Consider the following 14,395-nt stretch of genomic DNA (forward strand, 5'->3'; position numbering starts at 1 on the left):
TGGAAACGGGCACCCTCTACAACAGGCCCTGGTCCTTCGCCTCGGCATAGCGCCTGCTGGCCACTTCCGCCGAGGCATAGGGCTCCTGCAACTCGTGGCTCCAGTAGCGAAGCTGGGTGATCGGGATCTTCTGCCCCGTCACGGCGCAGAGCACATGGTCACCATCGGCGATCAGCCTGTAGCTTCCGGGAAGATATTGGATTCGGGCCGGGCGGCCGGCGGAAAGATTGAGCATCGGGTCGGTCCTGTCAGTCGAATTGCATCTGTTAGCGGCCCTCAGAACAATCGCCCCTGCCGGGTGGCGGCGGGGGCTTTCGGGCCGGATGGAGCGGAAGAAGCAGATGAGCCGGATGGGGGCCGGCCCGCCGGCACGGCGTTCACATCACCATCGGCGAACTGAAGCGTGAGGGCAGCAGCCGCAGCAGCATCGGCGGCGCGCTTGGCATATCGGCCATCGGGCAGGCGCACCAGGGCATAGCCGCGCGCCAGCACGGCCTGTGGTGAAACGCTTTCCGCAAGCCGGAAACCGGCATCGAGCGCCGCGCGGGCAGCCGCCAGCCGCGCCTTCAGCAAGGCCGCATTGGGCGTGACGCGCGGCGCTTCAAGGCGCGCCCTGTCGCGCGCGACGGCACGGACAAGCAGATGCGGCGCGAGGCGGCCGCCCAGGGCCGAAAGCCGGGCGGACTGAAGCGCCGTGCGCCCGGCAAGCGCGCGCGGCAGGCGGGCGGAAAGATCGGCAAGGCGCTGCCGGTGCGGCCGGGCCAGAAGCGCGGCGCGCGGCATTCCGGCGGCAATGGCGGACAGGCGCGCCCGTTGCAGGCCCGTGCGCGCGGCCATGGCGCGGGGCAGGCGTTCTCCGGCGTCATCGAGCCTCTGGCGCGCCAGCCCGGCCAGTGTCGCGGGGCGTGGCAGGCGGGCGGCAAAGGCCTGCAGCCGTTCGCGCCGCAGAAGCCGTGCGCGCCGCTCCCCGCGCGCGGCGCGCAGGCCGAGATCGGCGAGCGCATCAAGCAGGTCGGCGCGGACGGGCACGGCAAGCTCGGCCGCTGCCGTCGGTGTTGGCGCCCTGAGGGCAGCCGCGAAATCGATGAGGGTGGTGTCCGTCTCGTGGCCGACGGCCGAAATCAGCGGGATGGCGCTGGCAGCAGCGGCGCGGACCACGGCTTCCTCGTTGAAGGCCATCAGATCCTCGATGGAACCGCCGCCCCGCGCTACGATCAGCAGGTCGGGGCGCGTCCCTTCCGGCATGGCGTTGAAGCCGGCGATGGCGGCGACGATGCGCGGCGCCGCCGCATCCCCCTGCACCGGCACGGGCCACAATGTTACCCGGCGGGGAAAACGATCCTGCAGGCGGTGCAGGATATCGCGGATGACGGCGCCCGACGGCGAGGTGATGACCCCGATGTGGCCGGGCAGATAGGGCCGCTTCGGCTTGCGCGCCGGGTTGAACAGACCCTCGGCCTCGAGGCGGCGGCGCCGTTCCTCGATCTGCTTCAGCAGCGCGCCGACCCCGGCCACCTCCATCCGCTCGACGATGAGCTGATATTTCGATGTCTTGGGGTAGGACGAAAGCCGGCCCGTCGCCACGACTTCCAGCCCGTCTTCGGGGCGGAAGGCCAGGCGGGCCATGTTCGGCTTCCACATCACGCCGGCGATGTTGGCGTCGGCGTCCTTCAGGTCGAAATAGCCATGGCCCGAGGCATAGCGCTTGAAACCGGAAATCTCGCCGCGCACGCGGACGAGGCCAAACGCCCCTTCCAGCGTGCGGCGCACGCTGAGCGCCAGCTCGGACACGCTGTATTCGGGGACATTCGGAGCAGAGGAGGCCATCGCCAAGGCAGATAGACGCCCCGGCCGCCGACTTCAAACCGCAAAGGCATGAAGATGCCGGGCGCTGCTCCGGGCTGGCACCGGGCGCAGCCTGCCGCTATGCCCCCGCGCATGACCCAGCCCAAGAACGACGATGCGCTCTCCATCCTCCTCATCGGCTCCGGCGGGCGCGAGCATGCGCTGGCCTGGAAGCTGGCCAGCTCGCCGCGTTGCGCCAGACTGCATGCAGCGCCCGGAAACCCCGGCATCGCACGGCATGCCGACTGTGTGCCGGATCTCGACATTCTCGACGGCGCGGCCGTGGTTGGCTGGGCAAAGGCGCATGGCATTGGCCTTGTCGTGATCGGGCCGGAAGCGCCGCTGGCCGCCGGTGTCGCCAATGCGCTGCGCGACGCCGGCATTGCCGTTTTCGGCCCGGATGCAGCTGCCGCGCGACTCGAGGCCTCGAAGGGCTTCACCAAGGCGCTGTGCGACGAAGCCGGGATCCCCACGGCCGCCTGGCGGCGCTTCGATGCGCTGGAACCGGCACTTGCCTATGCATCCGCTCACCCGCTTCCCGTGGTGGTGAAGGCCGATGGCCTCGCAGCCGGCAAGGGCGTGACCGTGGCGGCAAGCCATGCGGAAGCCGAAGAAGCGCTGCGCGCGCTTTTCGCCGAACCCGGCGCCGAAGTCGTGATCGAGGAATGCCTCGTGGGCGAGGAAGTCAGCTTTTTCCTGCTGTGCGACGGCGCCACCGCCCTGCCCCTTCTGGCAGCGCAGGATCACAAGCGCGTCGGCGACGGGGATAAAGGCCCCAACACCGGCGGCATGGGCGCCTATGCCCCGGCGCGCGTGTTCACGCCCGCCATCGAGGCCGAGACGATTGAGCGGATCGTGCGCCCGACGCTGGCCGCCATGGCGGCGCGTGGCACGCCCTTCACCGGCGTGCTGTTCACCGGCCTGATGCTGACGGCGGATGGCCCCAAGCTCATCGAATATAATGTCCGCTTCGGCGATCCGGAATGCCAGGTGCTGATGGCGCTTCTCGACAGCGACCTCGTGGAGCTTCTGCTTGCAGGCGCGACCGGCGGGCTGGCGGGCCATGCGGCACGCTGGAAGCCGGGTGCGGCCGCCACCGTCGTCATGGCGGCGCGCGGCTATCCGGGCACGCCGGCCAGGGGATGTGCGATCGAGGGGCTGGAAGACGCCGAGAGCGAAGGCGCCCTCGTCTTCCATGCCGGGACCGCCCGTGATGCGTCGGGCCGTCTGGTGGCCAGCGGCGGCCGTGTTCTTGCAGTTACGGCCAGCGGTTCGAGCGTGCGCGAGGCTGCCGCCCGCGTCTATGGTGCAATCGAAAAGATCAGCTTTGCCGATGGCTTCTGCAGAGCCGATATCGGCTGGCGTGAGATCGCGCGCGAGCGCGCTGCGGAACAGACAGGAGAATAGGTCATGGCAAGCCGCCAGGAACAGTTTTCGGGCACAACCGAAGTCCGCGAGGCCCACCGTATCGACGAGGCCGCGCTCGCGGCCTGGATGGAAGCCAATGTGCGCGATTATGAAGGGCCGCTCGATGTCCGGCAGTTCAAGGGCGGGCAGTCGAACCCGACCTACAAGCTGATCACGCCGAAGCGTTCCTATGTGCTGCGCCGCAAGCCGCCCGGCCTGCTGCTGAAATCGGCCCATGCCGTCGATCGCGAATATCGCGTCATCAACGCGCTGTTCAAGGCCGGCTTCCCCGTGGCCGAGGCCTTCGGTCTGTGCATGGACGAAAGCGTCATCGGCACCATCTTCTATGTGATGGATTGCGTAGAAGGCCGCATCATCTGGGACGGCACCTTCCCCGACGTGCCGACGCCCGGGCGCCGCGCCTATTTCGAGGCCATGAACGACACCATGGCGAAGCTGCACATGATCGACCCGGAAAGTATCGGCCTTGGCGATTATGGCAAGCCCGGCAATTATTTTGCCCGCCAGATCGCGCGCTGGTCGAAACAATATGTGGAAGACGAAGCCGCCGGCCGCGTGGAGGCCATGGACCGCCTGATGGAATGGCTGCCAGCCAACATCCCGGCGGGCGATGAATCCTCCATCGTCCATGGCGACTATCGCTGCGACAACATGATATTCCACCCGACCGAGCCGCGCGTCCTCGCCGTGCTCGACTGGGAGCTGTCCACCCTCGGCCATCCGCTGGCCGACTTCTCCTACCATCTGATGATGTACCGGATGCCGCCCGGCACCGGTTCGGCTGCGCTTTCGGAAGTGGACTGCGCGGCGATGAACATCCCGACAGAGCAGGAGTATATCGAGCTTTACTGCCGCAAGACCGGGCGTGACACGGCCGAAGTGACGGCGAACATGGATTTCTACATCGCCTACAACATGTTCCGCCTGGCCGGCATTCTCCACGGCATCCGTGGTCGGGTGATCCGTGGAACGGCGTCGAGCGCCCATGCCAGGACGCAGGCTGCCAATGTCGAGCCGCTGGCGAACCTCGCCTGGGAACAGGCGAAAAAGGCGGGCGCCCGCTAAACCGGGCTGGCAGCACAGGGCTGGCAGCAACGGCCAACCAGCCACGAAAAGGCCGCACGGCGCCATGGCTGTGCGGCCTTTTTCATGGCTAGAATGTGATGAAGGCGCATCGCGCCCGACAGCCCCCCTGCCCCCACAAAGCTGGCGCCGGACCCGCATGGCTGCGGATCCGGCGCTGTTGCTTACAGGGATGTCTCCTGGAAGCTCAGATCGGGTTGACAGTCACCTGGCCCGAATAGCCCGAGGCGGAACAGCCGTTGAGCGAAAGCTGGGCGCCTTCGGCATCGGCGAGATCGGCCGCATTGTTGTTGGAGGCAACCAGCCAGCTGGACGGCTGCACGCCGGAGAGCAGGATGCCCGAAGTCTTGTTCTGCGACATGGTGACATTGCTGTCGCTGGCGTTCATCAAGATGCCGCCCCGGCCACCGAGCAGGATGTTCGACTGGATGGTGACGCCATCGGTCTTGGACCCCCAGCTGCTGAGCGCTGCCTGGCTGCCGCTCGTCCCGATGAAGATGTTGCGCAGGAACTTCAGGTTGTTCACCGTTTCGCCCACGCGATCTCCATGGAAGGTGGCCGGTCGTGTCGTATTGTAGACGCAGTTGTCCGAAACCGTGATGTTGGTGTTGGCGAGGTAGAAGCTCATGCCGTTGCCGTGCACGCCCTGGAGATCGGCGAGCACATTGTTCCTGACGGTCGCGGTCTTCACACCCTGCAGATAGATGCCGGTGCGGCCCAGCCGCTGGAAGCGGTTGCCATCGACCACGATGTTCGTGACGCCCGTGCCGAACCGCGCGCCGGACCCCTTTTCGAGATCGGTGAAGCGGTTGCCGCGCACCACATAGCCATTGCCCGCATTGAGCTGGACGATACCATAGCCGTTCGCGAGCGAGGCCGGGCCAAACCGGTTGTTCTCGATGCGGATGGCGTTGGGCGTTCCGCCCCAGTTGCCGATGGCAAGGCCTTCGCGGGTGGTGCCGTTGTTGGCGGTGCCGCGAGCGAAGTGGAAACCGCGGATGGTAACGTTCGACATGCCGGCGAGGTTGATCGCATGGCGGCCGGTGCCGATGTGGAACTGGGTGCCGCCACCCGAACGCGGATAGACTACCGCCTTGCCGGGCGCGGTGATGGCGAAGAGGCCCGGCTTCGTGACCGCCTTCACGCTGCCGACGATGGCGGCCCGGCCATCACGATCCGGATAGGGGCGGACACCTGTGGGATCGAAATAGATCGTCCCGCCCGAGACGGACTGGATCTCACGCTCGATCACGACATTGCCATAGTTCCAGATGGCGATGCGGGCCGAAGGCTGGCCGGCGGCGGCGGCGGCGAGCGCCGGATTGTAGAGACGGCCTGCCGCAAGCTGCTCGGCCTGGGACAGCGGCACCACGGCGAAGCTCGACACATCGTCGCTGAAGAAGGGGTTGGAAACCGTCGGCGCCTGGGCTTCGTGCAGGGCGCCAAGGGCGTCGAAGAGCTTGCGCGCGCCCGTCGAAGGCTCGGTAAAGCTGACAAGGCGCAGGCTCTGCCAGTTGCTTGCGCCGCCGCAGGCGATCTGGCTGGGACAGGGGATGGAGCTCTGGACAGGGTCGGCGCCATCGAGAATGGCGTTGCCCGAACCATAACCGGTGCCCTGATAGATGATGGGGGCGCCGCTTTCGCCGCTGAACTTCAGGTTGATGCTGCCACGATAGGGAACGCCGCCGCGGAAAAGCACGGTATCGCCACCGGCCAGCCGGATGGAGGCCGGCCCGCCCGTGGCCGCCGGATCGCCCGGCGCATGCTTCCAGGGCGCCGAGGCCGAGGTGCCGGCATTGGCGTTGTTGCCCGAGGCAAAGTCCACATAGAAGGTCCGGCCGTCACCAGCAGGCTGGCTTTCGGGCACGCTGACGGAGCCACCGGCATCGCCGACAGGCGTGATGCTTTCCGGCATCGAAGCCAGGATGAGACCCGAGGAGAGCGTGGGCCTGCTCGTGGTCGTGGTGACATTTGTCGTCGAAAGGCTCGGGGAAGAGGTGCCCGTGACAGTCGTCGTGCTCGTCGCCGGCTGCGTCACCGTGCTGATGATCGTTTCCGGAAGCGATGAGAAACTGGCGACAAGCAGCCTGCTCGTTTGAACGAAACGCGCAACGAGCGAATCCCAGCTGCTGGTCGTTGTGGAGGCGATGGCGGGGCTGCTGGCAGAGACCAGGAGCCCGCAGATTGCGAGACCTTTTGCGAGTTTCATTGTGCAACCCTTTGTTTTTATGTTGCGACCCACAAACTGGATCGCCGACAGACATTAAGGTTACAAGTTTGAAAGATTGTTACTTCGATGAAGCGTGCAAAACTGGCGATGAGTTGAGCCAAATGCCACGGAACAGGGCGCGCAAGCCGCCGCGGCGCAAATTTGCGCCGATTCAATGTGAAAATTTTTTCGTTATTTTCTAGTTATTTGGCGGTGTTTTTGTGATTCGTTTATCAGTTATTTCGCCAGAAATGGTGTCATTATCCGGCTGAATCCGCCCCCAGCGCGTATTTTCCGCCTGTTGCGCCAGATCGTTAACCGAGCCGATGGTTTTGCTGGCCAGCATGGCAAGAACGACAAGCACGCCAAGCCCGATCGCCCAGACCAGCAGGATGAACCATTGGGCGACACCGCCGGCAAAGGCCATGGTGTCGGCGATCCACTGGGTGCTGGCCGGATCGATGTCGAGCCAGTGGCTCACGCGCACCACGGCAACGCTGCCGGTGCCGGCTGCTGCATGCAGAAGCCAGGCCAGGGCCGACCATGCGAGGCCGAGCATACCGAAACAGCCCCAGGCAAGCGGTCTCATTCGGCCTCCAGCCTTGTCACCAGCAGCTTGTCGATCTTGCGGCCATCCATGTCGATCACCTCGAACCGGTAACCATGCGCCTCGAAGATTTCGCCGGTTTCGGGAATATGCTCCAGCTCCGCAAGCACGAAGCCGGCAACGGTCTGGTAATCCCGCTCCTCCTCCAGCCGGAAACCGAGAAGCTCCGCCAGTTCGTCGGCCGCCAGCCCGCCTGATACCAGGAAGGAACCATCCTCCCGCATCAGGAAGGCCGGATCATTGCCGATATCCATGTCCGACCGGAATTCGCCGGCAATGGCCGAAAGCAGGTCGGCCGGGGTGACGATCCCCTCGAAATGCCCATATTCATCGACGACGATCGCCATCGGCACATCGGAATCCCGAAGTGCCGCGAGGGCAACGGTCGAATCCGCAACATCCGGCAGCACGGGCGCCTTGCGCACCAGATCGCGCAGGCTGATCTCGCGCCCCTCGAGGATTGCGGCAAGCGCATCGCGCGCCTGGATGACCCCGACAATCCTGTCGATCGACCCTTCGCCCACCGCCAGCCGGCTGTGCGGCGTGGAAACGAGGCGCGCGCGAACATCCTCCGGCGGCGCATCGATGTCGATCCAGTCGACTTCCCGGCGCGGCGTCATCACGCCACGCACCTGCCGGTCCGCCATGCGCATGATGCCGGAAATCAGCTCCCGCTCCCTTTCCTCGATCACCCCGGCCACCTCGGCCTCGGCGACAACGTGGCGAAGCTCTTCCTCCGTCACGCTGATGTCGCCTGTCCGCTCCAGCCGGAGCATGCGGAAGATGAGGGCGGTGGAGGCGTCGAGCACGCTGACAAAGGGGCTGGTGATGCGCGTGACGACAACCATCACGGGCGCCACTGCCACTGCAATCGCCTCGGGTGAGCGCAGGGCCAGCTGCTTGGGCACCAGTTCCCCGATGATGAGCGAGAGATAGGTGACGACAAGGATGACAAGGCCGAAGCCGATCTCGCCGGCATAGGCGGCCGGCAGGCCCATCTGCTCCAGCATGTAGGCGGCCGGGCCGGACAGGCTGGCGCCGGAAAAGGCGCCGTTCGCCACGCCGACAAGAGTGATGCCGATCTGCACGGCAGACAGGAAGCGCCCCTGTTCGGACTGAAGGGCAAGGGCGGTGGTGGCGCCACGGCTTCCAGCCCGTTCCAGCACCTGAAGGCGCACCCGGCGGGCCGAGACGATTGCAAGTTCCGCGCCCGCGAAAAAACCGTTCAGCGCGATCAGGGCGAGGATGATCGCGACATCGGTCCAGGGAATGGCCATGGCTGTTGCCTCTATGCCCACAAGAGGCGCAAGTCTCAAGCGTTCAGAATGCGCCCGGAAACCCATTGGAAAGGGTATTGGAATGACAGGAACCCACAGGCTTCACATCGTCGATGTTCCCGGCGACGAAGCCCTTCCCTTTCTCCTCGTCCATGGCTGGTGCTGCAGCCACGAGGCCATGCTTCCGGTGGCCGAGGCCCTGCCGGAAGCGCCGCACCGTCTCGTGGATCTGCTGGGCCATGGGCAAAGCCCGAAAGCCGCGGATATTTCCATTCCGGCGCAGGCGAGGGCCGTTCTCGATGCCGCACCGGATCGCTTCATCGTCGTTGGCCACTCCATGGGCGGCCAGATCGCGCTGGAAATCGCTGCCCGCGCGCCCGACCGCGTGGCAGGCGCCGTCCTCCTCGATGCCGCCCATATCGTGGCGACGGACAAGGTCCGCGCCACGGGCGAGGGGCTGATGCGCCAGCTCGATGCGCGCGACCCGGTGGAAATCGTCGGCGCCTTCGCCCGCGCGCAGCTGGCCGGGCCGGTCGACGCGGCGCGCTACGACAGGCTGGTTGAGATCATGACCAGGACAGACCCGCAGGTGATCCGCGAGGCCTTCCGGCAGATTCTCGCCTGGAACGGCGCGCCAGCGCTCGCGGCCCTCGCCCGCCCGCTTCTCGCCATCGCCATCGACAAGCCGGTGAACCGCCTGACGGATCTCGCCCGCGCCAGCCGCCATGTCACCACTGGTCAGGTGGCCGCTTCCGGCCACATGGTTCAGTATGAAGCAATGGATCAGGTGGCAGCCATGATCCGACGCTGGCTGACGGTTAAGGCCGAAGCCATCGGAACAGCAGGCAGGCTTGACAGTTAGTTATTAAAGCAGATCATCCAGAAACATAGTCCAAGAAGGAGCACTCAGCCCATGCGCACGAAATTCACCATGGCCGCCGCCCTTTCCGCCCTCATCATCACGACAGGCTGCACGACCGACCCGGTGACAGGCGAGAAGAAGATGTCGAGCGCGGGCACGGGCGCGCTTATCGGCTCAGGCGCCGGGGCGCTTCTGGGCACCATCCTCGGCGGCCGCAACAGCCGCACGGAAACCATCCTCGGCGCCGGCATCGGCGCGATCGCAGGCGCCGGCATCGGAACCTACATGGACCGTCAGGAAAAGAAGCTGCGCGAGGAAACCGCCGGCACTGGCATCGAAGTCGACCGGGTGGGCGATGAGATCCTTCTGAAAATGCCGGACAATGTCACCTTCGACACCGGCTCCGCCATCCTGAAGCCCGAGTTCCGCCCGGCAATCCAGACCGTGGCGGACACGCTACGCCAATATCCCTCCACCTTCGTGGACGTGCTGGGCCATACCGATTCCGTCGGCTCGGCGGATTTCAACCAGCGCCTGTCCGAACAGCGGGCGCAATCCGTGGCGGGCGCGCTGATGGGCTTTGGCGTGCAGTCCGCCCGCATCGCTACGCGCGGCTTCGGCTTCACCTCGCCCGTCGCCTCGAACGACACGCCGGAAGGCCGGGCGCAGAACCGCCGCGTCGAAATCCGCATCTCCCCGGTTTCCGAGGGCGATGTGGCAGCCGCAAAGGCCAACTGACCAGGCCCGGCACCTGAACAGGAAAGGGGGGGCGAAGCACCGGCTTCGCCCCCCCTTTTTACTTGGGCATCATGGACGACCCGCCGGGGCATCAGCCCCGCAGCGTCGCCCCGAGCTTCGCGGCCGCCTTCACGATGGCCGCACCCACGGCTTCGATATCGGCATCCGTCAATGTCTTGTCCGCCGGTTGCAGGGTCACGGCATAGGCAAGGCTGATCTTGCCTTCGGGAACGCCCTGCCCCGCGAAGCGATCGAAAAGCTGCACATCGACAATGAGCGCCTTGTCCGCCCCACGGATGGCGCGGGCCAGGGCCTCGGCCGGCTGGTCTTCCGGCACAAGGAAAGCGAAATCGCGGTGGACAGGCTGCAGGCTGGATGGATTGAAGACCGGCCGTGCCCGCCTGGCCCGCCGTTCCGGCAGGCTGTCGAGGAAGATTTCCGCCGCCACCGCCCGGTCGAGATCACCCAGCACATCGGGGTGAAGTTCCCCATATTCAGCCAGAACGGCCTTGCCGAGAACCAGCCGTGCCGAACGGCCCGGATGATAATGGGCCGAGGCGGGCTGGATGGTCTGCAGCCGGTCAACCGGCGCACCGGCCGCCTGCAGGGCCGCCAGCACCTCGGCCTTCACGTCGAAGGCATCGAAGGGGCGCGCCTTGCCTGCGCGCCAGTCGCGCGGCCGGGCATCGCCTGCCAGCAGGATGGAAAGCGTCGGCCGTTCCCCATCCGCCAGATAACGGCGCCCATGCTGGAACAGCCGCACCGACTGCGCGCCGCGCGCCATGTTGCGCCCGGCAGCCGCCACCAGCCCGGGAAGGAGCGAGGGGCGCATCACGGCCAGCTCGGCCGAAAGCGGGTTTTCCAGACGCCAGTGATGGCCGCCGAACCGCGCGGCTTCGTCTTCGGCGATGAAGCTCCAGGTGATGGCTTCGTCGAGCCCGCGCGCCGCCATCAGCCGCTTCAGCCGCCGTTCCAGCTTCTGCGCCGGCGTTGCCGTCGGGGTCGCGACACCCTCGGCGCGCGGCAGCGGCACGGACCGGACCTTTTCCAGCCCGTGCAGCCGGACGACTTCCTCGACCAGATCGGCAGCGCCATCCACATCGCGCCGCCAGCTCGGCACTGTTACCTGCCAGGGCAGGCCATCGGCGGAGACGGAAAAGCCCAGCCGTTCCAGAATGGCCTTCTGTTCGTCGGCGGCAACCTCCAGTCCGCCCAGCGCCAGCGTGCGCGCCGGGTCGAAGGCGATGCGCCTTTCGGCGACCGGTGCTTGGCCGGCCTGCAGCGTTTCCGTGATGGTGCCGCCGCACAGGGCGTGCACCATGGCAGCCGCCAGATCGAGGCCCGGCTGCAGGAAAGCAGGGTCGACGCCCCGTTCGAAGCGCGCCCGGGCGTCGGATGTGATGCCGAGCGCGCGGCCGGTTTCCCCGATCCGCGCCGGGTCGAAATAGGCAGCCTCGATCAGCACGTCGGTCGTGGTTTCGGAAACGCCCGAATCCATGCCCCCCATGATCCCGCCAATGTCGTGAACCGCCGCATCGTCGGCGATCACCGTCATTTCGGGCGAAAGAGCATAGCTCTTGCCGTTGAGCGCCGCGATCGTCTCACCCGGCTTCGCCCGGCGGGCGACAAGGCCGCCCTTGAGCTTCGCGATGTCATAGACGTGCAGCGGCCGGCCGAAACCGATGGAGAAATAGTTGGTGACATCGACCAGCGCCGAAATCGGCCTGAGGCCCGCCTTTGTCAGCAATTGCTGCAGCCATTCCGGCGACTGGCCATTGGCAACGCCCAGAACGGCGCGCGCATGAAAGGCCGGGCAGCCATCGGGATCCTCTGTCGCGATGGAGACAGGCGATTGCGGCCCGGGGGCAATCACCGGCAGGGCCGGCGCCTTCAGCGTGCCGAGGCCGGCCGCCGCCAGATCGCGCGCCACGCCGTAAACGCCCATGCAATCCTGCCGGTTGGGCGTGATGGCGATATCGAACACCGGGTCGTCATGGCCGGCCCAGGCGGCATAGCCGGCGCCCACCGGCGCATCGGCCGGCAGGTCGAGAATGCCGTCATGGTCTTCGCCAAGTTGCAGCTCGCGGGCCGAGCACATCATGCCGTTGGACTGCACACCCCGGATCTCGGCCACCTTCAACGTGACATCGAGGCCCGGCACATGCGCGCCCGGAGGGCCGAACACGCCCACCAGCCCGGCGCGCGCATTGGGCGCGCCGCACACGACCTGCAGCGGCACACCGTCCCCGGCATCGACCGTCAGCACCTGCAGCTTGTCGGCCCCGGGGTGCCGCGCGGCGGTGAGCACGCGGGCGATGCGGAAGGGCGCGAGCGCCTCGGCCGGGTTGTCGATGCCTTCCACCTCAAGCCCGAGGCGGGTCATCGCCTCGGCCAGTTCGGCAGCGCCGGCATCCGTATCGAGGTAGCGCTTCAACCAGGACAGAGGAAATTTCATGCGCCCACTCCCGCCGAAAGCGTCGGCACGTCGAGCGCGGCGAAGCCGAAGTGCTTCAGCCACCTGAGATCCGCATCGAAAAAGGCGCGCAAGTCCGTCATCCCGTATTTCAGCATCGCAAGCCTGTCGATCCCGCAGCCGAAGGCAAAGCCCTGCCACTCGTCCGGGTCGAGGCCGCAGTTGGCGATCACGCGGGGGTGGACCATGCCCGCCCCCAGAATTTCGAGCCAGCTGGCGGTGCCGCCGACCTTCAGCGTGCCCCCTTCCCAGCTGCAGCCCACATCGACCTCCACCGAAGGCTCGGTGAAGGGGAAGAAGCTGGGCCTGAGCCGCAGCGTCACGTCATCCACTTCGAAAAAGGCCTTCACGAAGGTCTCCAGCGTCCATTTCAGGTGGCCGAGGTGGATGTTCCGGTCGATCACCAGCCCCTCCACCTGGTGGAACATCGGCGTGTGGGTGGCATCGGAATCGGAACGATAGACACGGCCCGGCGCAATGATGCGGATGGGCGGCTTCTGACTCATCATCGTGCGGATCTGCACCGGCGAGGTGTGCGTGCGCAGGACCATGCGTTCGCCGCCGGCTTCCGGGCGTGCGTAGAAGGTGTCGTGCATCGCCCGGGCGGGATGCTCGGGCGGGATGTTGAGGGCGGTGAAATTGTGCCAGTCCGTCTCGATCTCGGGGCCTTCGGCCACCGCGAAGCCGAGGTCGGCGAAGATTTCGGATAGCTCGTCCATCACCTGGCTGATGGGGTGGACGGTTCCCGGCTCGACTGGGGTGGCCGGAAGGCTCATGTCGACCCGCTCGGCGGCGAGGCGCGCCTCGAGCGCGGCGCGGCCAAGCGCTGCCTTCTTCGCTTCGATTTCGGCCGAAACGGTTTCGCGCAGGGCCTGATAGAGGGGTGCTGTTCGCAGCCGTTCGTCGGCGTCCATCCTGCCGAGCGATTTCATGAGCTGGGTGATGCTGCCGCTCTTGCCCAGGGCAGCCACGCGCACGGCCTCCACGGCCTCGGGGCTGGCGGCATCCGCCAGCGCTGCCAGAATTTCGCCTTTCAGGGCTTCGGTCGTCATCGGGGTCTCCGTCCGGGGCGGGGGCGCATTTTCACGGGGGCGGGCCTAGCGACTGGGGGCCGAAAACGCAAAGGGCGCGGAAGGGTCCTGCCCCACCGCGCCCGATTGCATCGGCATGCTGTGCCGGTGGCGGCGGATCAGGCCTTGGCGGCCATCACCTGGTCAAACACCGCCTTGAAGGCTGCCGGTTCGTTCATGGCGAGATCGGCAAGCATCTTGCGATCCAGCTGCAGGCCCGAATCGGCCAGCGCATGCATGAACTGCGAATAGGTCACGCCCAGTTCGCGGGTGGCAGCGTTGATACGCTGGATCCACAGCGCCCGGAACGACCGCTTTTTGACCTTGCGGTCGCGATAGGCGTACTGGCCGGCCTTCTCGACGGCCTGACGCGCAATGCGGATGGTGTTCTTGCGACGGCCATAATAGCCCTTCGCCTGTTCGAGAACGCGCTTGTGACGCGCACGGGCGGTAACGCCCCTCTTGACACGTGCCATAGGTCCGCTTCTCCTACTTCAGCCCGTAGGGCGCCCAGAGCTTGATCGTCGGCGTATCGGCCTCGGAAAGCACGCTGGTACCGCGGTTCTGGCGAATATATTTGCTGTTGTGGCTGATGAGGCGGTGGCGCTTGCCGGCCACGCCATGCTTCACCTTGCCGGTGGCGGTGATCTTGAAACGCTTCTTGACCCCGCTCTTGGTCTTCAACTTGGGCATTTTGGCTCCTTTCTGGCCGGGTTTCCCCGGAGGATGCGAGAGGAAGCGGCCACGGCAGCCCATTCAGCCGGGCGGCTTCGGTTTCTCTTGCGTGAAGGGCGGCCCCTTAT

General features: G+C 66.3%; 14 protein-coding genes. 5 read left to right on the forward strand and 9 right to left on the reverse strand.

The window, feature by feature from the left end:
- Positions 1 to 16: 16 nt before the first annotated feature.
- Complete coding sequence (locus ACUJ46_RS10050; RefSeq protein ID WP_445390349.1) at positions 17 to 235, reverse strand: DUF2093 domain-containing protein; 219 nt, start codon at positions 233 to 235, stop codon at positions 17 to 19.
- A gap of 41 nt (positions 236 to 276) precedes the next feature.
- Positions 277 to 1,827 (reverse strand): exodeoxyribonuclease VII large subunit, encoded by a 1,551-nt coding sequence (xseA, locus tag ACUJ46_RS10055; protein ID WP_445390350.1) that lies wholly within the window; start codon positions 1,825 to 1,827, stop codon positions 277 to 279.
- 111 nt (positions 1,828 to 1,938) lie between these two features.
- Here xseA and purD point away from each other — a divergent pair, with 111 nt between their 5' ends.
- On the forward strand, positions 1,939 to 3,252 hold the full coding sequence (purD, locus tag ACUJ46_RS10060) for a phosphoribosylamine--glycine ligase (protein ID WP_445390351.1): 1,314 nt from the start codon (positions 1,939 to 1,941) through the stop codon (positions 3,250 to 3,252).
- A gap of 3 nt (positions 3,253 to 3,255) precedes the next feature.
- Positions 3,256 to 4,338 (forward strand): phosphotransferase family protein, encoded by a 1,083-nt coding sequence (locus ACUJ46_RS10065; protein ID WP_445390352.1) that lies wholly within the window; start codon positions 3,256 to 3,258, stop codon positions 4,336 to 4,338.
- A 205-nt stretch (positions 4,339 to 4,543) separates the two neighbouring features.
- Here the strand turns inward: ACUJ46_RS10065 and ACUJ46_RS10070 are convergent, their stop codons facing one another.
- Positions 4,544 to 6,271 carry a right-handed parallel beta-helix repeat-containing protein gene (locus tag ACUJ46_RS10070; protein WP_445390353.1) on the reverse strand — a complete coding sequence of 576 codons (1,728 nt, stop codon included), beginning with the start codon at positions 6,269 to 6,271 and terminating at the stop codon, positions 4,544 to 4,546.
- Between the two features lie 10 nt (positions 6,272 to 6,281).
- On the opposite strand from ACUJ46_RS10070, the gene ACUJ46_RS10075 reads away from it, so the two are divergent.
- On the forward strand, positions 6,282 to 6,455 hold the full coding sequence (locus ACUJ46_RS10075) for a hypothetical protein (RefSeq protein ID WP_445390354.1): 174 nt from the start codon (positions 6,282 to 6,284) through the stop codon (positions 6,453 to 6,455).
- Positions 6,456 to 6,764: 309 nt separating this feature from the next.
- On the opposite strand, the gene ACUJ46_RS10080 is transcribed toward ACUJ46_RS10075, so the two are convergent.
- Entirely contained in the window at positions 6,765 to 7,124 is a 360-nt protein-coding gene (locus tag ACUJ46_RS10080) for a hypothetical protein (RefSeq protein ID WP_445390355.1), read from the reverse strand.
- Positions 7,125 to 7,150: 26 nt separating this feature from the next.
- Positions 7,151 to 8,449, reverse strand: a complete 1,299-nt coding sequence (locus ACUJ46_RS10085) for a hemolysin family protein (protein ID WP_445390356.1) — start codon at positions 8,447 to 8,449, stop codon at positions 7,151 to 7,153.
- Between the two features lie 82 nt (positions 8,450 to 8,531).
- Here ACUJ46_RS10085 and ACUJ46_RS10090 point away from each other — a divergent pair, with 82 nt between their 5' ends.
- Together ACUJ46_RS10090 and ACUJ46_RS10095 are read left to right on the forward strand one after the other, a co-directional pair.
- On the forward strand, positions 8,532 to 9,311 hold the full coding sequence (locus ACUJ46_RS10090; protein WP_445390357.1) for an alpha/beta fold hydrolase: 780 nt from the start codon (positions 8,532 to 8,534) through the stop codon (positions 9,309 to 9,311).
- 51 nt (positions 9,312 to 9,362) lie between these two features.
- Positions 9,363 to 10,049: an OmpA family protein gene (locus tag ACUJ46_RS10095; RefSeq protein WP_445390358.1), complete on the forward strand. Its 687-nt coding sequence runs from the start codon at positions 9,363 to 9,365 to the stop codon at positions 10,047 to 10,049.
- A 91-nt stretch (positions 10,050 to 10,140) separates the two neighbouring features.
- On the opposite strand, the gene pheT is transcribed toward ACUJ46_RS10095, so the two are convergent.
- The 4 genes from pheT to rpmI all read right to left on the reverse strand — a co-directional run bounded on the left by pheT (position 10,141) and on the right by rpmI (position 14,285).
- Entirely contained in the window at positions 10,141 to 12,504 is a 2,364-nt protein-coding gene (gene pheT, locus ACUJ46_RS10100; protein ID WP_445390359.1) for a phenylalanine--tRNA ligase subunit beta, read from the reverse strand.
- Positions 12,501 to 13,574, reverse strand: a complete 1,074-nt coding sequence (gene pheS / locus ACUJ46_RS10105) for a phenylalanine--tRNA ligase subunit alpha (protein WP_445390360.1) — start codon at positions 13,572 to 13,574, stop codon at positions 12,501 to 12,503. Before pheS ends, pheT begins: the two co-directional genes overlap by 4 nt.
- Positions 13,575 to 13,711: 137 nt before the next feature.
- On the reverse strand, positions 13,712 to 14,068 hold the full coding sequence (gene rplT, locus ACUJ46_RS10110; protein ID WP_445390361.1) for a 50S ribosomal protein L20: 357 nt from the start codon (positions 14,066 to 14,068) through the stop codon (positions 13,712 to 13,714).
- Between the two features lie 13 nt (positions 14,069 to 14,081).
- Positions 14,082 to 14,285, reverse strand: a complete 204-nt coding sequence (gene rpmI, locus ACUJ46_RS10115; protein ID WP_445390362.1) for a 50S ribosomal protein L35 — start codon at positions 14,283 to 14,285, stop codon at positions 14,082 to 14,084.
- Positions 14,286 to 14,395 lie beyond the last annotated feature (110 nt).

The sequence above is a fragment of the Sandaracinobacteroides sp. A072 genome, from assembly GCF_052616365.1.

Excerpts from the sequence above, each read along its gene's own strand:
- xseA (WP_445390350.1), bottom strand. The coding sequence starts at position 1,827 with ATGGCCTCCTCTGCTCCGAATGTCCCCGAATACAGCGTGTCCGAGCTG.
- pheS (WP_445390360.1), bottom strand. The coding sequence starts at position 13,574 with ATGACGACCGAAGCCCTGAAAGGCGAAATTCTGGCAGCGCTGGCGGAT.
- ACUJ46_RS10075 (WP_445390354.1), top strand. The coding sequence starts at position 6,282 with ATGAGACCCGAGGAGAGCGTGGGCCTGCTCGTGGTCGTGGTGACATTT.
- ACUJ46_RS10050 (WP_445390349.1), bottom strand. The coding sequence starts at position 235 with ATGCTCAATCTTTCCGCCGGCCGCCCGGCCCGAATCCAATATCTTCCC.
- rplT (WP_445390361.1), bottom strand. The coding sequence starts at position 14,068 with ATGGCACGTGTCAAGAGGGGCGTTACCGCCCGTGCGCGTCACAAGCGC.
- ACUJ46_RS10065 (WP_445390352.1), top strand. The coding sequence starts at position 3,256 with ATGGCAAGCCGCCAGGAACAGTTTTCGGGCACAACCGAAGTCCGCGAG.
- ACUJ46_RS10095 (WP_445390358.1), top strand. The coding sequence starts at position 9,363 with ATGCGCACGAAATTCACCATGGCCGCCGCCCTTTCCGCCCTCATCATC.
- ACUJ46_RS10090 (WP_445390357.1), top strand. The coding sequence starts at position 8,532 with ATGACAGGAACCCACAGGCTTCACATCGTCGATGTTCCCGGCGACGAA.
- rpmI (WP_445390362.1), bottom strand. The coding sequence starts at position 14,285 with ATGCCCAAGTTGAAGACCAAGAGCGGGGTCAAGAAGCGTTTCAAGATC.
- pheT (WP_445390359.1), bottom strand. The coding sequence starts at position 12,504 with ATGAAATTTCCTCTGTCCTGGTTGAAGCGCTACCTCGATACGGATGCC.
- ACUJ46_RS10085 (WP_445390356.1), bottom strand. The coding sequence starts at position 8,449 with ATGGCCATTCCCTGGACCGATGTCGCGATCATCCTCGCCCTGATCGCG.
- ACUJ46_RS10080 (WP_445390355.1), bottom strand. The coding sequence starts at position 7,124 with ATGCTCGGCCTCGCATGGTCGGCCCTGGCCTGGCTTCTGCATGCAGCA.
- purD (WP_445390351.1), top strand. The coding sequence starts at position 1,939 with ATGACCCAGCCCAAGAACGACGATGCGCTCTCCATCCTCCTCATCGGC.
- ACUJ46_RS10070 (WP_445390353.1), bottom strand. The coding sequence starts at position 6,271 with ATGCCGGAAAGCATCACGCCTGTCGGCGATGCCGGTGGCTCCGTCAGC.